The following is a 15,737-nucleotide window of genomic DNA, read 5'->3' as shown; positions in this document are numbered from 1 at the left end:
TCATTGTTACTTAAGCATTAACAACTTTCGCGACAGCACGTTCGAATCGAGCTAAGCCTTCTTTGATGTCTTCATCTGGGATAATTAAAGAAGGTGCAAAACGAATAACATTAGCACCTGCAATTAAGCACATTAGCTGTTCATCAGCAGCGGCAACAAGAAAGTCTCGTGAACGACCTGCATATTTTTCATTTAATGCGCAACCAAGCAGTAAACCTTGGCCACGAACTTCAGTGAAACAAGCGTATTTTTGGTTGATAATTTCAAGGCCTTGACGGAATATTTGTTCTTTGTGTTTTACACCGTTAAGTACTTCCGGCGTATTAACCACGTCAAGCACCCGTTCAGCTACTGCACAGGCCAAGGGGTTTCCACCATAGGTGCTGCCATGCGTACCTACTTTGAGATGCTCGGCAATACGAGCAGTGGTGAGCATCGCACCAATGGGAAAACCACCACCCAAGGCTTTAGCTGTGGTTAGAATATCCGGTTCGATACCCAAGCCCATATACGCATAAAGTTCGCCAGTACGACCTACACCAGATTGCACTTCGTCATATATCAACAAGGCGTGATACTTTTCACATAAGGCTTTGACACCTTTAGCAAACTCGTCAGATGGGCTGATAATACCGCCTTCGCCTTGTAAGGGCTCCATCATGACTGCACAGGTATTGTCTGACATTAAGGCTTCAAGCGCCGCTAAATCATTGTAATCGACATGATCAATGCCACCGGGTTTTGGTCCAAAACCATCTGAATAGGCCGCTTGGCCGCCCACTGTAACAGTAAAAAATGTACGGCCGTGAAAACCTTGTTTAAACGCGATGATTTGTTGTTTGTGTTCACCATAAACATCAAGGGCATACCGACGAGCTAACTTTAACGCGGCTTCGTTGGCTTCTGCGCCTGAGTTGGCGAAGTATACTCGCTCGGCAAAGGTGGCATCAGTGAGTTTTTTGGCTAACCGTAAGGCTGGCTCGTTAGTCAATACGTTGCTTAGGTGCCACAACTTATTGCCTTGTTCAGTCAGCGCGGCAACTAATTCTGGATGACAATGACCCAAGGCATTTACTGCAATACCGCCAGCAAAATCAATATACTCTTTGCCTTCTTGATCCCACACTCGAGAGCCAAGCCCTTTGACTGGGATCATTGCTGCTGGATTGTAGTTGGGTACCATCACTTCATTAAATAAATCGCGTGTGACATTCATAGTGCTACCTTTAAAATTGCGGCCAATTGGCTAAAAAAAGTGCTGTAGTATTACAGGAAAAACAACGCTTGTCTGCACCTCAGCAAAGACCAAATCCTTATATTTAAAGGCTTTCATGTAATTTTGCACTAATAGTGAATAACTATTTAATAAGCTGCATAGAATGTCTGACATTTGCCATTAGCTAAGCCCGATTCGTTAAGTGAATCAGCGCTTTGGTAATAAAATTGAAGGGGATGAATGATTATGCTGAAAAAAATTATTTATTTAATACGACTAAATTCAAGGTTCTGATGTCGGTTGTTTTTAATAATGCCAGCGCGCCTTTGGGTAAGCCGAGGCTGGCTACGTAGGTCTTAGCTTCATCAACGTTAATTAAACTGTTCATTTTAAGTAAGCGATAACGACTGTAGCCCATCGCTTGTGTGAGTATGAGTGCCAATGGCGTGATTTCCGCTAAAGGCGCGTTATTCGCGACTTCTTGCATGGCGTCAGCAATGAAAATCCGTTTTAAATCCATCATCTTAATTAGATCAGCACTAACTGCTAAAGCATACTTATCAATTAACTGATTTAAAAATTCGCCAGATGGTTCTAGACGAGAGATGGCATTGTGTTGCTCATGTAGCTGCTGGTTTTGTGCATCCACAAGAGCTTCTCTTTGTACCGTATCGAATAGTCTAAAGTAGAGTCTTACCACAACAATAGTACCGATAACGTGTAACATTCCTAAACTGAAGGCATTGTCTTCATTGACGTCATACAGTGGGGCGAGCCTTTTAGCACTTAGTGCTGTTGCTAAGGCCTCCTCCCAAATTCTATTTTTGATTTTTGGATAGGGATCCGTGATCTGTGGTAACCAGCGACGTATGGCTAAGGACAACACCACAGGATTTAAGTTTTCGATACCGAACATATTTAATGCCACACGCAAGCTATCGATTAAAATCGTTTTACCTTTGCTATCTGTGCGGCGGTATTTAGGTTGATTAGCTACTTTCAGTAATTCTTGATAAAACCAGGGAATTTGACCGGCCAAGGTTTCTACCCGAGAAATCGTAGCGGCTTTTGCACTGAGAAAGTCTAAGAGCTCGGGTATTGACGCATCAACGCCCACTATTTTTTGATACAGATTTTCAGTGTTCTTTAATTCTTCTACCAGCCGCTGTTCAATTTTAAGGTTCAGACGATCTAAATTTTCTTTTAAAAAATTGAGTGTTTGTTTTTGATTGAGATCTTTTTCTCGGATAGCTTGCTTTTCAACTCTTAATAAACTTCGCGCTGTCTTACTTTGCTCAATTTCGATAACACTTAAAGTCGGTTTGTCTATATTGAGTAAACTTGCTTGCGCTGCCTTAACATCTAAAAAAAGCATGTGGTATCGTTGGTTTACTAGCGCTTGTATGCTGGTGGAGTCAGTCATTTTATTGTTATTTTTTTACTGGTAAATGTTAGGGTTTATGTCTGTAAATTTTTTGTTACTAGGCATTGTGCTAGAAAAAAGCACCAACTAAAAGCTTTTAGTGGCACTGAATGCCAGAAAATTCGCTAAAATTTCATGACCAAATTCAGTCAGCAAGGATTCTGGGTGAAATTGCACACCCGCTAGGGGCATAGACCGGTGTTCAATCGCCATCACTTCTTGCAGATTAGCCTGTTCTTCGCACCACGCACTTACCGCAAATTCTTGGCTAATGCTGGCCTGATCTAGGATCAGTGAATGGTAGCGTGTGGCCGTAAACGTGGTAGGAATCCCCTTAAACATGGGACTGTTACCATGCTGAACCAGCGAAGTTTTACCGTGTTTAATATTTTGCGCGCGAGTGACATGGCAGCCAAATACTTGACCAATGGCTTGATGCCCTAAACACACCCCCAACAGAGGTATTTTGCCGGCAAATTGCTCAATTGCTGTTAGGCTAATTCCGGCTTCATCAGGGGTGCACGGCCCGGGAGAAATAACTAAATAGTTGGGATTTAATTTCGCGATATCTGAACAGCTTATTTCGTCGTTTCGTACAACCGTCACATGTTGCCCTAACTCAACAAAGTAACGGGCTAGGTTATGCGTAAACGAATCATAGTTATCGATTAACAGTAGCATTGCTAAGTGGCCCTAGTGCATGTCAATGAAAGCTTTTAATACCCCCCCAAGCAAAAAAGATGAGTTCTTACTTGGGCGGCAGCCATTACATTAAGAGTATTTAGTAAGGACGGGCAACAAACCCCACTGCTTCATATACTTTTGCCAAGGTTGTTGCTGCCTTTTCACGGGCTTTTTCAGCGCCAATGCGCATGATTCGATCCAGCTCTGTGCGGTCATCCCGCAAAGCAGCGTAACGTTGTTGAATTGGCTCTAATAGAGCGACGACTGCATCAGCAACGTCGGTTTTTAAATGACCGTACATTTTCCCTTCATACTCTGGTACAAGCGAATCAATAGAGCGGTTGCTCGCACAAGACAGCAAACTAAGTAGATTGGATACCCCAGGCTTTTCTGCTACGTCAAAGTAAATACGAGCTTGTTCATCAGAGTCAGTCATGGCGCGTTTAATTTTTTTACTGATGACTTTAGGCGCTTCCAATAAACCCACAAAGTTGTTGGGATTATCATCTGATTTTGACATTTTTTTGGTTGGCTCTTGTAAGCTCATTACTCGAGCACCAAATTCAGGAATATAAGGATCAGGGATAGTAAAGATGTCACCGTGAACATTGTTAAAACGAGTCGCGATATCACGCGTCAGCTCTAAGTGTTGTTTTTGGTCTTCGCCCACAGGTACAACATTGGCTTGATAGAGCAGAATGTCTGCTGCCATTAAGGCGGGGTAACTATAAAGCCCAACGTTAATATTACTGATATTTTTTGCTGATTTATCTTTGAACTGCGTCATACGATTGAGCTCACCCATTTGCGCATAACAGTTCATTATCCAAGCGAGCTGAGAATGCTCTGGTACATGTGACTGGATAAAAATACTGCTTTTAGCGGGGTCGATACCACAAGCTATATATAAGGCTAAGCCATCTAAACAGGCTTTGTGCAGTTCTTTAGGCTCTTGTCTAACCGTGATCGCATGCTGATCGACTAACATGTATAAACATTCATTATCGTCCTGCATGCCAACCCATTGGCGCAATGCACCAATGTAATTACCAATAGATAGTTGTCCGGATGGCTGGCAGCCGCTAAGTACAATAGGTTTTGTCATGATAGTTGTGTCTACAATAGTTGGTGATAATTAACAAAAATGTGGTTTTGCCAAGGATAACTCATGGCGCATGGCATCGATGACCTGCTGATAATTTGGTTGGTTAAAAATAGCAGATCCCGCAACAAACATGTCGGCTCCTGCCTCAGCAATGCTGCGGATATTATCGACTTTTACGCCACCGTCAATTTCTAATCTGATGTCAAAACCCGATTGTACAATCATTTGTTTGATTTGCCTTAATTTAACCAAACTATGTGGGATAAATTGCTGGCCTCCAAATCCAGGGTTTACCGACATCAACAGTATGTGATGTAACTTATGCATGACATCATCTAGATAATTTAAAGGGGTCGCTGGATTAATTACTAAACCGGGCTTGCAGCCTGAATCAATAATTAACTGGATACTACGATCAAGATGTTTTGATGCCTCGGGATGAAAACTAATTAAATTAGCCCCTGCTTTAGCAAAACCTTCTATTAAGTCATCAACGGGCTGCACCATCAAATGCACATCGATTTGGGCTGTGATCCCATAGTCTCTGAGGGCCTTACACATCATCGGTCCGAACGTCAGATTAGGCACATAGTGATTATCCATTACGTCGAAATGGATTACATCTGCACCTGCTGCAAGTACAGAGTCGACTTCTTGGCCTAACCTGGCCAAATCAGCAGATAAAATTGAAGGAGCAATCAAATAGTCTTGCATGCTTTGTCTCGTCAAATCTAAAACCCCTACTTTACAGAAAAAACGCCTATTTACCTAGACTCAAGGTTTGCACCATCAAGGCCCTTATGTTGCAAATTGGTGCAAAGAAGGCGCATTTGTTTAGGCTAAAATCTGGCCAAAATAAAAAAGTAAAATAAATTATCGATATAAATCAGTAGTTTACTTTGTTTTTTTTATTAAGCCTAGATCAACTATTTTTAGGCATTAGATTTGCGTTACAAGTGAAATAAAAATACAAAAATAACGACAGAATCAGAAGTTAACACACTGAAAGTATTATAAATAAAACTGGAGTACACACATGAAAACTTTAAAACTAAGCGTTATCGCTGCCTCTCTACTAGCTGCATCAGGATTCAGTCAGTTTGCTTCTGCTGAAGTGAGTGCCAACATCGGTGCGACCAGCAATTACTTATGGCGTGGTGTAAGCCAGAGTGGCGATTCAGCTTCTGTATCTGGTGGTTTAGATTACGCAGACGAAAGCGGCTTTTATGCTGGAACTTGGATTGGTTCTTTAAGTGAAGGTGCTGGCGCCGAAGCTGATTTCTATTTAGGTTTTAGCGGTGGTGATGATTTCACCTATGATGTTGGTTACATTTACTACAACTACTCGGATCTTACTGATTCTGACTTCGGTGAGATTTACTTCAATGGCGGTGTTGGCGCTTTCGGTTTCGGCGTAGCTTATACTATCAACAGCCAAGTTGACGAAGGTTCTGCATTTGATACAGGCGATATGTATTACCACGTAAGCTACGGCTTTGACTTACCAAACGATTTTAGTTTGGGCTTAACTGCTGGTTATTATGACTTTGATGCTGGCAGCGATGGTGACTATTCACATATCCAAGCAGACATCAGCAAAGGCGATTTCACTTTTTCAATCTCACAAGCTGAAGAAGAATCTGGTGACGACGATTTGAAATTAGTTGTAAGCTGGGGCACGAGCTTCTAATTATTGATTTAACCAATTTGGCTTAATCAGAAAAATACCAGCTTTGATGCTGGTATTTTTTTGTCTGAAATATCGGGCTGTAACAAAACGATGGCGATGCTAGTTGCTAAACTGAACATGAGATGAACGGACATGTAATTACGGTAAAGTTACCTTGTTGAAGTTTTGTACATCAGTATAATGCAACAAAGTATTTCAAACGGAGCTAACGTGATGATCAGGAAGTCAAAAATGTTATTCATCCTGAGTGCTGGTATCCTAACGGTGATGCTCAGTTATGCACAATTTCCAACGGCAGACGATGGTGTTGCAGTTTGTGATTGCTCTGAAGATGTTGTCTTTGCGAGTGAGCTACCAATGAGTCACCCTATTAATCGGTGCGCAACATCAAATGTTGAACAAGTTAGTTGGTTATCATGGGTCAGTGGTCGGTCAAATTCTTATCAGTTCCATTTTTTAGATTTGCTTGAGCTACTGTCTCGTCAAACTGAAGCACCTAAAAACAAACCAGCGGCTTAGGGCCATCATGGCAAGTTCGAACAAGCCGCAAAAAACCTCCCTATTTGATATAGTCAAGAGCGTTGCTGCTAGTGCTTTTGGCGTGCAAAGCGCTAAAAACAGAGAGCGAGATTTTCAACAACAATCCATTATTCCGTATATCGTGGTAGGGGTAATCTTTGTCTTGCTGTTTATAATTGGGCTTATCTTTTTAGTGTCTTATATCGTACCCAACTAGTGTCCTTTGGCGGTATCGCTGCATAAATCATTATTTCAATAAGGTTTAATCAGCCTGATATAGAGCCAGCAGTTCTCCTACTTTATTACGTGTGCCGCCACTTTGACTTATAAAACGACTAACTTGTAATTCTGTTAATCGAGCCTGTTGATATATCTCACGGGTAAAGGGGGTATCGTGGTTACTAATCAGTACAGGGATATTACGCTCATACCCTGATTTTTCGGCTAGCTTAGCTAACACATTTTGACTGCTTAGGGAAAACCCGCCGCTAGCATAGCTATTGAACTTTGCCGTTTGACTAATCGGTGCGTAAGGTGGATCACAGTAAATCACAGAGCCTAAACGAGAACGCGAAAAAACATGCTCAAAGGGTAAGCAGGTAAAGACCGCTTGCTGCGATTTTTCTGCAAAAAATAAGATTTCTTTTAGCGGAAAGTAAGGGGCTTTGTAACGGCCAAAAGGCACATTAAATATGCCTTTTTGATTATAACGGCACAGTCCGTTGTAGCCAAAGCGGTTTAGATAAAGAAAAATAACCGCTCTTTCATACCGATCAGTGCTGAGATTAAATTTCTCACGCAAGGCATAATACCGCGTCTCACAATTATTACTTGCTACAAATAAACTGGCACTGTCTGCGATGTAGTGGTCAGCACGTTTCTGAATTATTTTATAGAGGTTAATTAAATCCGGATTGATATCGTTTAATAGATATTTAGGATATTGCGTATTTAAAAAAACTGAACCGGCACCCACAAAGGGCTCAATCAACTTATTCGCGTAGGGTAACTTTGCGGTTATAGCTTCAATTAAACTGTATTTTCCACCTGCCCATTTTAGGAATGCTCTATTTTTTTTTAACGCCATAGTGACTAATACTGCTGCCTAACAAAGGAAAATGATAAAACGCCCGCGAATTGTAACGACCATCTGGCGAAACACCAATAAATTATCGCAAGTTTGACGCTATTTCCTGTTGTATTACATTCGCAGACTTCACAAACGGAGATTGAGCTTGCAAATTTGTCGCTAAGGATTCTAGTCCTGCTTTAGCTGCAGCAAAACTTGCATAACTTTGCTGCATGACTAATACATACCAATTTCCACCAAATCGTTGCGTTTCATACACCCATGTTTGATCGGTAAGATTTTGTTCACTGATATTTTTCTGCAGTAAGTCTTTGTCGGCCATGGCTAAAAGCTGAATATAGTAAGTGCCGCTCAGTAATGACTCTGGTGCAGAGAGAGTGGCTTGCTCCATGTCATACTCAGGCGATGCGATTTGCTGTGTTGCAATATTTGACTGCACAACTGAAGGCTGAACATCACTCATCTGAGGTAGGCTGGCAAGTGGGCCATCAAGCTCAATTGACTCGCTACTTTCTTCTCGATTAAGTTGGCTTGATTTTTCGTATAAAAATTGTGTTGAGCTCTCTTCAACTTGGGCTATCGCCGTTTGCCAATCGGTCACGAGTGGATCGGCAGTAGACTCACTTTGTGGGGACAATGATGTTTCAATTTTGTCAGTCTCTTCACTCAAAATCGGCTGTTCTGCTAGCATGTCACTGCTTGCGGGTAAGTCTTTACTAGCTGCTAGCTGTCTATTAACTGATGCTTCAGTTTCAGATGACTCAGGTAGGCTTGCGGGTTTATCGTGGCTAAGATTTAAGACGGATTGTAATGCCTCGGGATATTGCCAGCTCAGTATCGCCATAAAAAGGGCAATAAAGATGAGAATAAACGCCCCAATCACACCTTTGCGTTTTAAGAATACTGCTTGTGTTTGGGGTTCGTTTGCCCTTTGCTGTAAACGTTCAGCAAATTTTTTACGCTTTAAAGCAATGAGTTTATCGAGATCAGAGCTTAATTCAGTCTGCAACGAATCTACGCTAGTACTGGTGTTAATAAGTAAGGGTTTGTCACCCGATTTACCACCTAGTAATTTTTGCGTATCTCTCGCCCACGATGCTTGAGCAAATAATAAAATATTAAGGTGCTGTTTGTTGTTGGTAAAGCGGCTTTGAAGTACCAGCTCCCATAACTCTTTTACCAGTTTATCAGGCAAGTTTTCAGCCTTACTTACACTGATAATAATTGGACCATCATGATGATTAAGTTCGGCTAACAACTGATTTAGTGGCCGATTGAAGTCAGCTGATTTAGTTTGACTCACCAACTGCTGGTAAAGTTTCTCACGATATTTAGCTAAGGGGGTAGTGGTAGAAGCCGCAATTAAAGCGACTTCAATTTGTTCCGTTGATTTTGCGATGAAGGTATCAAGTATGTTTGATTGTTTTGCTACGTCTGAGCTAATGAACATTAGCTGTGATGAATAGCTTACTAAATACTCTAATCGGTCTTGTAGATCGGAAGTCGCCATACTGTTCTCATCATTAGTCATCAAACTCCCTTTATTGATTCGGGAGTAGTATTTACTAAGAAAGAACGGCGCGAAGTACCTCTTCGGATACTTGATTAGTGACTTTTGCTTGGCCTATTCCAGTAGGAATAATGAAGTTTAGCTTACCTGCCTGCACTTTTTTGTCATGACGCATATGCTGCATAAAACATTCATAGTTCATGTCTTGAGGTGCTTTTATCGGTAGATCAAAACTGCTTATCAAGGTTTCAATTCGTCGGTAATCTGACGCATCGAGCCAGTTCATCTTAGTAGCTACTTCACTAGCAAGAACGATGCCCGTTGCTACCGCTTCGCCATGCAGCCAGTTACCATAACCTTGCTCAGCTTCAATCGCGTGACCAAAAGTATGACCTAAGTTGAGTAGGGCGCGTAAACCAGATTCCCGTTCATCAATAGCAACAACTTCCGCTTTGATTTCACAGCAACGCGCAATTAAATGTTGCAAAGCATCGGTATCTTTCGCCTTTATGCGATCTTGGTTTTGTTCTAACCAACTAAAAAAGTCGGCATCATAAATAACCCCATATTTAATCACCTCAGCCATACCGGCTGAAAATTCTCGTTCTGGTAAGGTGTGTAAGGAGTTAGTGTCGATAAAAACGGCTTGAGGCTGATAAAAAGCCCCGATCATATTTTTACCTAGAGGATGATTTACCGCTGTTTTGCCTCCTACCGACGAATCAACCTGTGACAGTAAAGTGGTTGGGATCTGAATAAAAGGTATACCGCGTTGAAAACAGGCCGCAACAAAGCCGGTTAAATCACCTACTACACCGCCACCAAGTGCAATGATGGTGGTATCACGCGCAGCAGACATTTCTAATAATTTGGAGCTAACGAATTCGAAAGTTGCTAGGGTTTTATGTTCCTCTCCGTCAGGGATAACAATTTTACTGACCTGGCAGCCCTGCAACGCATTCAAAAGTAGAGGATAATACAGCGGCTCAACAACATCGTTGGTCACAACTACCACGGTTTTAGTCTTCAAATAGGGAAGAATCAGATCGGGTTGTTTAAGTAAATCAGCATTGATAAAGATGGGGTAGCTACGCTCACCCAACTCAACAGAAATTGTTGCCATAAGCGTAGCTCTCTATTTTTCTACAGGTTTACAGACCGATTTTCTCGATTATCTGGTTGGCCACAGCGCGAGCACTTTGGTCATCAGTATCAACGACATAATCAGCTGCATCTTCATACATCGGATTGCGTTCTTCCGCTAAACGACGAAGTACTGCTTCTGGATCATCATTTTGCAGCAGTGGACGGCGTTTGTCTCTTTGGGTTCTGGCGACTTGTTTGTCTATGGTTGTTTGTAAATAAACAACTATTCCGCGGGCTGACAAACGGTTTCTTACCGCTTTACTAACCACAGAACCACCACCAGTAGCGAGAACAATGCCTTGTTTATCAGTCAGGTCATTGATCACGGTTTCTTCGCGTGCACGAAATCCTTCTTCACCCTCGATATCAAAGATCCAAGCGATATCTGCACCGGTGCGTTTTTCAATTTCTTGATCTGAGTCGAAGAACTCTAAATGGAGTTCATCTGCGAGATGCCTACCGATGGTGCTTTTACCAGCTCCCATGGGGCCTATTAAAAAGATATTACGTTTTTCAGCCATTTTTTGCTTTATTCACAATTATGTTTATTTAAGGGGTAGAAATGGTTTGTGCGGCTACCCTTTTATGGATTAACCAGACCTCGTTGAAATTTCGAGGGCGTGATTATCTCAGTTTTACCCCGAATTTTGCAAGCTTTGTTAATTTAGCATTAAAAAAGCTGTCTAATCATACGCTTAGACAGCTAATTTAATGTTTTATATATGTTAAAAGTTCCGTTTTCAACAATTGTTTACTGTGTACGTAAATTATCCGTCAAAATCTTGGGTGTCACAAAAATCAATAACTCCCGTTTTTCGTTTCTAACAGAGGTGTTTTTGAATAAGTGTCCTAGTACAGGTAAGTCACCTAAAAGGGGCACTTTAGAAATGTCATCTGCCGTAGTTTGCTGAAAAATTCCACCTAGTACAATAGTTTCTCCATTTTCTACCAAGACCTGAGTGCTGATTTCTTGTGTATCTATCGCCACCGCTGGGCCTGTAGAAGTAGAAACAGTATCGCCACGAGTATCTTGAGTTACCACCAAATCCAAAATAATACGGTTATCTGGGGTGACATGAGGCGTGACCTTTAAACTCAGTACCGCTTTTTTAAATTCTACCGAAGTCGCACCGCTTGAGGTTGATTGCACATAAGGGATTTCTGTACCTTGCTCGATGTAAGCTTCGTGCTGATTGGCCACTGTAATACGTGGGCTCGCAATAATTTCGCCCTTGTTTTCCGATTCTAAGGCAGACAGTTCTAGGTCCAATATCGTGCCATCTACTAATCTTGCGACTTGTAAACCGATTCTTCCTGCTGGATTAGCCACTGGTAAATTCACATTGAGTCTGTCGCTCAATGACGGAATAGTGCCGCCTGCAATCGTTTCTGCACCGGTTAACGAGCCTGAAATACCGTTGTCATCTTGTTTATCACTAAACCCCCAGCGCACGCCAAGTTGTTGACCCGCATTGTCGCGAACAGTCACCATTCTTGATTCAATCAGTACTTGTTTAATCGGTATATCAAGGGCTGTTATCAGTGCTTTGGCTTCATCAATAGATAACTGTGTGTCGCGCAACAATAATGTGTTTGTGCGATCATCTACTGAAACAGTACCACGGGGAGTGAGTACCGTGTTTTCAGCATTTTTCAAAATACTCGCCATATCAATTGCTTTAGCGTAGTTAATTTGAATATTGGTTGAAACCAGTGGTGCAAGCTCTGCTACTTGTTGTTTTGCCTGCAGCTGTTGAGTCTCACGAGCAGTTAACTCTTCGGTTGGTGCGATAAGTAAAATGTTGCCTTCCAAGCGTTTATCAAGTCCTTTAATTTTCAAGATCATGTCTAATGCTTGATCCCAAGGTACGCCAGATAAGCTGATGGTAACATTGCCAGTAACCGTATCCGTGGTGACCAAGTTGAACCCGTTAACCTGAGAAATAATTTGTAGTACTTGTCTGACGGGAACGTCTTGAAAATCTAAAGAGATAGGTTCGCCCGCAAATTTGCTGTTTTCCGTGCTTTTAACTTTTTCGCTCATCTTTTCAATATTGATAATCAAATTGTTGCCAGATTTTTGATGGCGAAAACTCACTTCATCTACCAGTGCAAATTCCACTTTGCTGCTGGCTTTTTGTTGATAGGTTTCAAGCATTGAAACAGGTGTCGCAAAATCAATGACATCAAGTTTATACAGCTGTTCTTTAGCCAATTGCGTGGTCGGTAATAACAGGGTAAGTTTGTTATTTGCTTTGCTTAATTGCATCTGGAAATTACTGTTGCTAAAAACTAACGTAGTTTGTGCTCCGCCGTTGGGCATACGTTTGAACTGAATATCTTGTAATTCAGAGCTAAAAACACTGCTGGCTTGTTTGTCTGTGTCGACTAATACAACACCGCTTTCTTGGCTTAGTACGCTAAAAGTCCAAACCGAAAGCAATAAACCTATGGACCATTTCAAAACTGGTTTTGCGATTAAAGACTGAACATTAAAAGTAGAATATTTAGACATTTTTTTCTCCTGCCTTTGAAAGCATGGTGAGAGTGGCCTGCTTTTTCTGCCAACAGCCAGCACCATCGGGCAGCATTTCAGTGAACGAAACTACGCCATTGTTGATCGAATCAATTTTTCCAAAAAATAACCCAAGGTAATCACCTTTTGTCACTTTGAATAAACTACCAGTATTAGATTGTATCAGTGCCCATTTTTTGCCATTTGAAGTAAAAAAGCCGGTAACACTTAATGCATCGATACCGAATTTTTCTAGTGCCTGTTTGTTACGAGAAAAATCAGGCTGCGCGCAATTTGGCTGTGAAATTTGTTTAACTTCTACTCCCATATTTCTTGGATGCTGAAAAGGACTCCTCAATTCTAAGGCTGAATAAATAAAAGTGGGTTTTGCTTCAAATTCGGGATAAGGCTCAATATTAACCGGAGTATTTTGTTTTACCTCGGCGATATAGACTTGCAGATCTTCAATGCCTGCGTTACAGCCGCAAAGGACTAGTGTAAGAGCAAATACACTTAGACATCTCATTTGTTTTGCTCCTTTCCAATATTTTGCTCGTTATCACCTTTTGCAGTCCGATAGGTCTTGGCTTGTAACTTGAGTTTTAAGGTATTGGCTTCTTGCGAAATTTCAAAGTCGTGTACCGTAACGATCCGCGGCAAACCAGCAATTTCAGAGGCAAATTGGCCAAAGTTATGGTAACCACCGGTCACTTCCATTTGTATGGGTAACTCAGTATAAAACTCTTTAGGTACTTCCTTTTGCCAGTTCAGTAGTCTAAAAGTCAGGCCAGCAGAGGTGCCGACCAAAGTAATGTCATCCAATAAACCAGGGGTTTCATTGCTGGTAGGCAGTGATTTTAACATCGATGAAAAATCATTTTGTAACCTAGCTAGTTGCTCTTCATATGCGCTTAAATTAACGGCAATACGGTACTTAGCTTGATAGTTTTGCTTGAGTTCAGCCTCACGATTTTGCGCCGCTTCTAACAAAGGCAATTTAGACTTCACTAAACCGTAGTACCCACCAACTAAAGCGATAATAGCCACAAAAACAGCCACAACAGTTTTAACTTCAAATGGCCAAACTGCGATTTGTTCAAAATCAAGTTCATTGATTTCTTTCAGTTTATTAACATCAAATTTCATTTTTTGGGCTCCACGTTTTCAGCAGAGAAATCTGGTGCAACACTCGGATTGATCGTAAAGGTCAATTTAAAGTCACTGACGGCTTCGAGTGCAGAAGTATCTGCAACGATGGAAGACAGTACGCCACTGCTAAAGACGTTTGATTGCTCAAGTTGACGCATAAAGTCAGCAAGTCTGTTGTTCGATTCACTCACCCCTAAGACTTCAACTTGGTTGCCACGACGAGAAAAACTACGAAAGGACAACCCTGGCGGTACCAGACGAACCAGTTCATCGAGTACCTTTGGCACTGCATTACGACTGGCTTCTAACTGCTCAATCAATGCCATGCGCTGCTCGATGGCTTGTTTGTCTTTTTTGATATTTTTAATCTTCTCAATTTGTGCGTCTAAAGCGACAATTTGTTGATCGATAAACTGATTACGTTGGTTTTGGCTGGTGATCATGTTGTCGACAATCGTGCCAACCCCAAACATTAATCCGAAGGCAACAATAGCGATACCTGCCAGCATGGTGAGATAATTGCGTTTTTCTTCAACTCTTTTGGCTTCACGCCAAGGCAATAAGTTTATATGTGCCATGGGCTAAAACTCCTGCAAGCTAAACCCGCCGCTATCGCTAATTGAGGTGCAAAGGTGCTTAATTCAGAATTTTGCAAGGTGTCTGATATTGTCATATCGGCAAAGGGATTAAACATTTCTATGTCGATGGCTAATTCATTGGCAAGATCTTCAGTGACAGTCGCGACATGACAAGCCCCGCCGCAAATCAGTAATTTAGTTGGACGTTTGGCACCGGTAGCACTGACAAAAACTTGCAATGCTCGGTTGATATTCTGTTGTAAATTAGCTAAAAAAACGGGGTAAGAATCTAATTTCCAATTATCCGGTAGGCTATTAGTCTGCAATTGTTTCTCAATGTGTGAGCGCTCTTGGTTGTATAATAAGACCAAGTCTTGCACTAGGGCATCCATCCCGAAGCTGTGATCTTTGGTGTAGTGGACTTTGCCATCTTTAACCCAGCATAACTGTAGATAAGTTGCTCCGATATTTAGGCAGCAAATGCCGTCTTTATCATCACTGGCATAAAAGTTCGCTACAGCCGAGCCTAACGAATAACTTTCAACATCAACTATTTTGGCCTCATAACCCACTTCACCTAATAAGGTGATGCGACGGTCAACGATATCTTTATGTACCGCGCTGAGTAAAACTTCGACCTTATTGGCGGTAGTGGTGCTATCGGCGACTTCTTCAAAGTCGATATAGACCTCCTCAAGAGGATAAGGAATAAGGCTGTCAGCCTCTAGTTCTATCTGGCTCTCTAGCTCATAGTCTGATAAGCCTGGATCCATGTAGACAATTTTATTAAGAACCGTGGAGCCTGAAACAGCAATAGCCACATGTTTATTTTTGGTTTTAAGGGAGGCTTTAACCTTTTTTAAGGCGTGGCTGACCGCTTCAAAATCTTTGATTTCTCGCTCGGCAAACGCGTTGCCGATGATGGGCTCGCACGCAAAAGCCTGCAGGCTAAATTTACCGTTGGTTTTTTCGAGCAATACGGCCTTAACAAAACGAGAGCCGATGTCTAATCCAATCATTTGTTGGGCTTTTTTTCTAAATAGGTTTGTCAACACATTCCTTTCCACAACAATAAGTTAATCAATATTTGATTATTATTACTTAAAAAACTG

At 41.6% G+C, this 15,737-nt stretch carries 17 protein-coding genes; 3 read left to right on the top strand and 14 right to left on the bottom strand.

Going from position 1 to position 15,737, the window contains the following annotated elements:
• Positions 1-10: 10 nt before the first annotated feature.
• The 5 genes from NWQ57_RS09055 to rpe form a co-directional block, all read right to left on the bottom strand.
• Positions 11-1,216 (bottom strand): aspartate aminotransferase family protein, encoded by a 1,206-nt coding sequence (locus NWQ57_RS09055; RefSeq protein ID WP_306021823.1) that lies wholly within the window; start codon positions 1,214-1,216, stop codon positions 11-13.
• 259 nt (positions 1,217-1,475) lie between these two features.
• On the bottom strand, positions 1,476-2,591 hold the full coding sequence (locus tag NWQ57_RS09050; RefSeq protein WP_306021822.1) for an HDOD domain-containing protein: 1,116 nt from the start codon (positions 2,589-2,591) through the stop codon (positions 1,476-1,478).
• A 135-nt stretch (positions 2,592-2,726) separates the two neighbouring features.
• A complete protein-coding gene (locus NWQ57_RS09045) occupies positions 2,727-3,320 on the bottom strand; it encodes an aminodeoxychorismate/anthranilate synthase component II (protein WP_306021821.1) in 594 nt (197 codons plus the stop codon).
• A 100-nt stretch (positions 3,321-3,420) separates the two neighbouring features.
• Positions 3,421-4,428 carry a tryptophan--tRNA ligase gene (gene trpS, locus NWQ57_RS09040; protein ID WP_306021820.1) on the bottom strand — a complete coding sequence of 336 codons (1,008 nt, stop codon included), beginning with the start codon at positions 4,426-4,428 and terminating at the stop codon, positions 3,421-3,423.
• A gap of 30 nt (positions 4,429-4,458) precedes the next feature.
• Positions 4,459-5,142, bottom strand: a complete 684-nt coding sequence (gene rpe / locus NWQ57_RS09035; RefSeq protein WP_306021872.1) for a ribulose-phosphate 3-epimerase — start codon at positions 5,140-5,142, stop codon at positions 4,459-4,461.
• A gap of 322 nt (positions 5,143-5,464) precedes the next feature.
• Here rpe and NWQ57_RS09030 point away from each other — a divergent pair, with 322 nt between their 5' ends.
• From NWQ57_RS09030 to NWQ57_RS09020, 3 genes are all read left to right on the top strand, one after another.
• A complete protein-coding gene (locus NWQ57_RS09030; protein ID WP_306021819.1) occupies positions 5,465-6,118 on the top strand; it encodes a TorF family putative porin in 654 nt (217 codons plus the stop codon).
• 231 nt (positions 6,119-6,349) lie between these two features.
• Entirely contained in the window at positions 6,350-6,637 is a 288-nt protein-coding gene (locus tag NWQ57_RS09025; RefSeq protein WP_306021818.1) for a hypothetical protein, read from the top strand.
• Between the two features lie 7 nt (positions 6,638-6,644).
• Complete coding sequence (locus NWQ57_RS09020) at positions 6,645-6,854, top strand: DUF2970 domain-containing protein (protein ID WP_306021817.1); 210 nt, start codon at positions 6,645-6,647, stop codon at positions 6,852-6,854.
• 45 nt (positions 6,855-6,899) lie between these two features.
• On the opposite strand, the gene NWQ57_RS09015 is transcribed toward NWQ57_RS09020, so the two are convergent.
• The 9 genes from NWQ57_RS09015 to pilM all read right to left on the bottom strand — a co-directional run bounded on the left by NWQ57_RS09015 (position 6,900) and on the right by pilM (position 15,677).
• Positions 6,900-7,724 (bottom strand): Dam family site-specific DNA-(adenine-N6)-methyltransferase, encoded by an 825-nt coding sequence (locus tag NWQ57_RS09015; RefSeq protein WP_306021816.1) that lies wholly within the window; start codon positions 7,722-7,724, stop codon positions 6,900-6,902.
• An 82-nt stretch (positions 7,725-7,806) separates the two neighbouring features.
• On the bottom strand, positions 7,807-9,258 hold the full coding sequence (locus NWQ57_RS09010) for an SPOR domain-containing protein (protein ID WP_306021815.1): 1,452 nt from the start codon (positions 9,256-9,258) through the stop codon (positions 7,807-7,809).
• Positions 9,259-9,292: 34 nt separating this feature from the next.
• Positions 9,293-10,360: a 3-dehydroquinate synthase gene (aroB, locus tag NWQ57_RS09005; RefSeq protein ID WP_306021814.1), complete on the bottom strand. Its 1,068-nt coding sequence runs from the start codon at positions 10,358-10,360 to the stop codon at positions 9,293-9,295.
• A 28-nt stretch (positions 10,361-10,388) separates the two neighbouring features.
• On the bottom strand, positions 10,389-10,904 hold the full coding sequence (gene aroK / locus NWQ57_RS09000) for a shikimate kinase AroK (RefSeq protein WP_306021813.1): 516 nt from the start codon (positions 10,902-10,904) through the stop codon (positions 10,389-10,391).
• A gap of 230 nt (positions 10,905-11,134) precedes the next feature.
• A complete protein-coding gene (locus NWQ57_RS08995) occupies positions 11,135-12,898 on the bottom strand; it encodes a type IV pilus secretin PilQ (protein ID WP_306021812.1) in 1,764 nt (587 codons plus the stop codon).
• Positions 12,891-13,424, bottom strand: coding sequence for a pilus assembly protein PilP (locus tag NWQ57_RS08990; protein ID WP_306021811.1), 534 nt, complete (start codon positions 13,422-13,424; stop codon positions 12,891-12,893). The genes NWQ57_RS08995 and NWQ57_RS08990 overlap by 8 nt, the downstream gene beginning before the upstream one ends.
• Positions 13,421-14,044, bottom strand: a complete 624-nt coding sequence (locus NWQ57_RS08985; protein WP_306021810.1) for a type 4a pilus biogenesis protein PilO — start codon at positions 14,042-14,044, stop codon at positions 13,421-13,423. The genes NWQ57_RS08990 and NWQ57_RS08985 overlap by 4 nt, the downstream gene beginning before the upstream one ends.
• The gene (locus NWQ57_RS08980; protein ID WP_306021809.1) at positions 14,041-14,625 is read right to left on the bottom strand and encodes a PilN domain-containing protein; all 585 of its coding nucleotides are present in this window, start codon (positions 14,623-14,625) and stop codon (positions 14,041-14,043) included. Before NWQ57_RS08980 ends, NWQ57_RS08985 begins: the two co-directional genes overlap by 4 nt.
• The gene (gene pilM, locus NWQ57_RS08975; protein WP_306021871.1) at positions 14,613-15,677 is read right to left on the bottom strand and encodes a type IV pilus assembly protein PilM; all 1,065 of its coding nucleotides are present in this window, start codon (positions 15,675-15,677) and stop codon (positions 14,613-14,615) included. The genes NWQ57_RS08980 and pilM overlap by 13 nt, the downstream gene beginning before the upstream one ends.
• Between the last annotated feature and the right edge of the window lie 60 nt (positions 15,678-15,737).

This window comes from Paraglaciecola sp., from assembly GCF_030730205.1.
In the GTDB taxonomy this organism is placed as follows: Bacteria; Pseudomonadota; Gammaproteobacteria; order Enterobacterales; family Alteromonadaceae; genus Paraglaciecola.
Note: the sequence above shows the minus strand (reverse complement) of the source record. Positions and strands in the feature narration are given on the sequence as shown.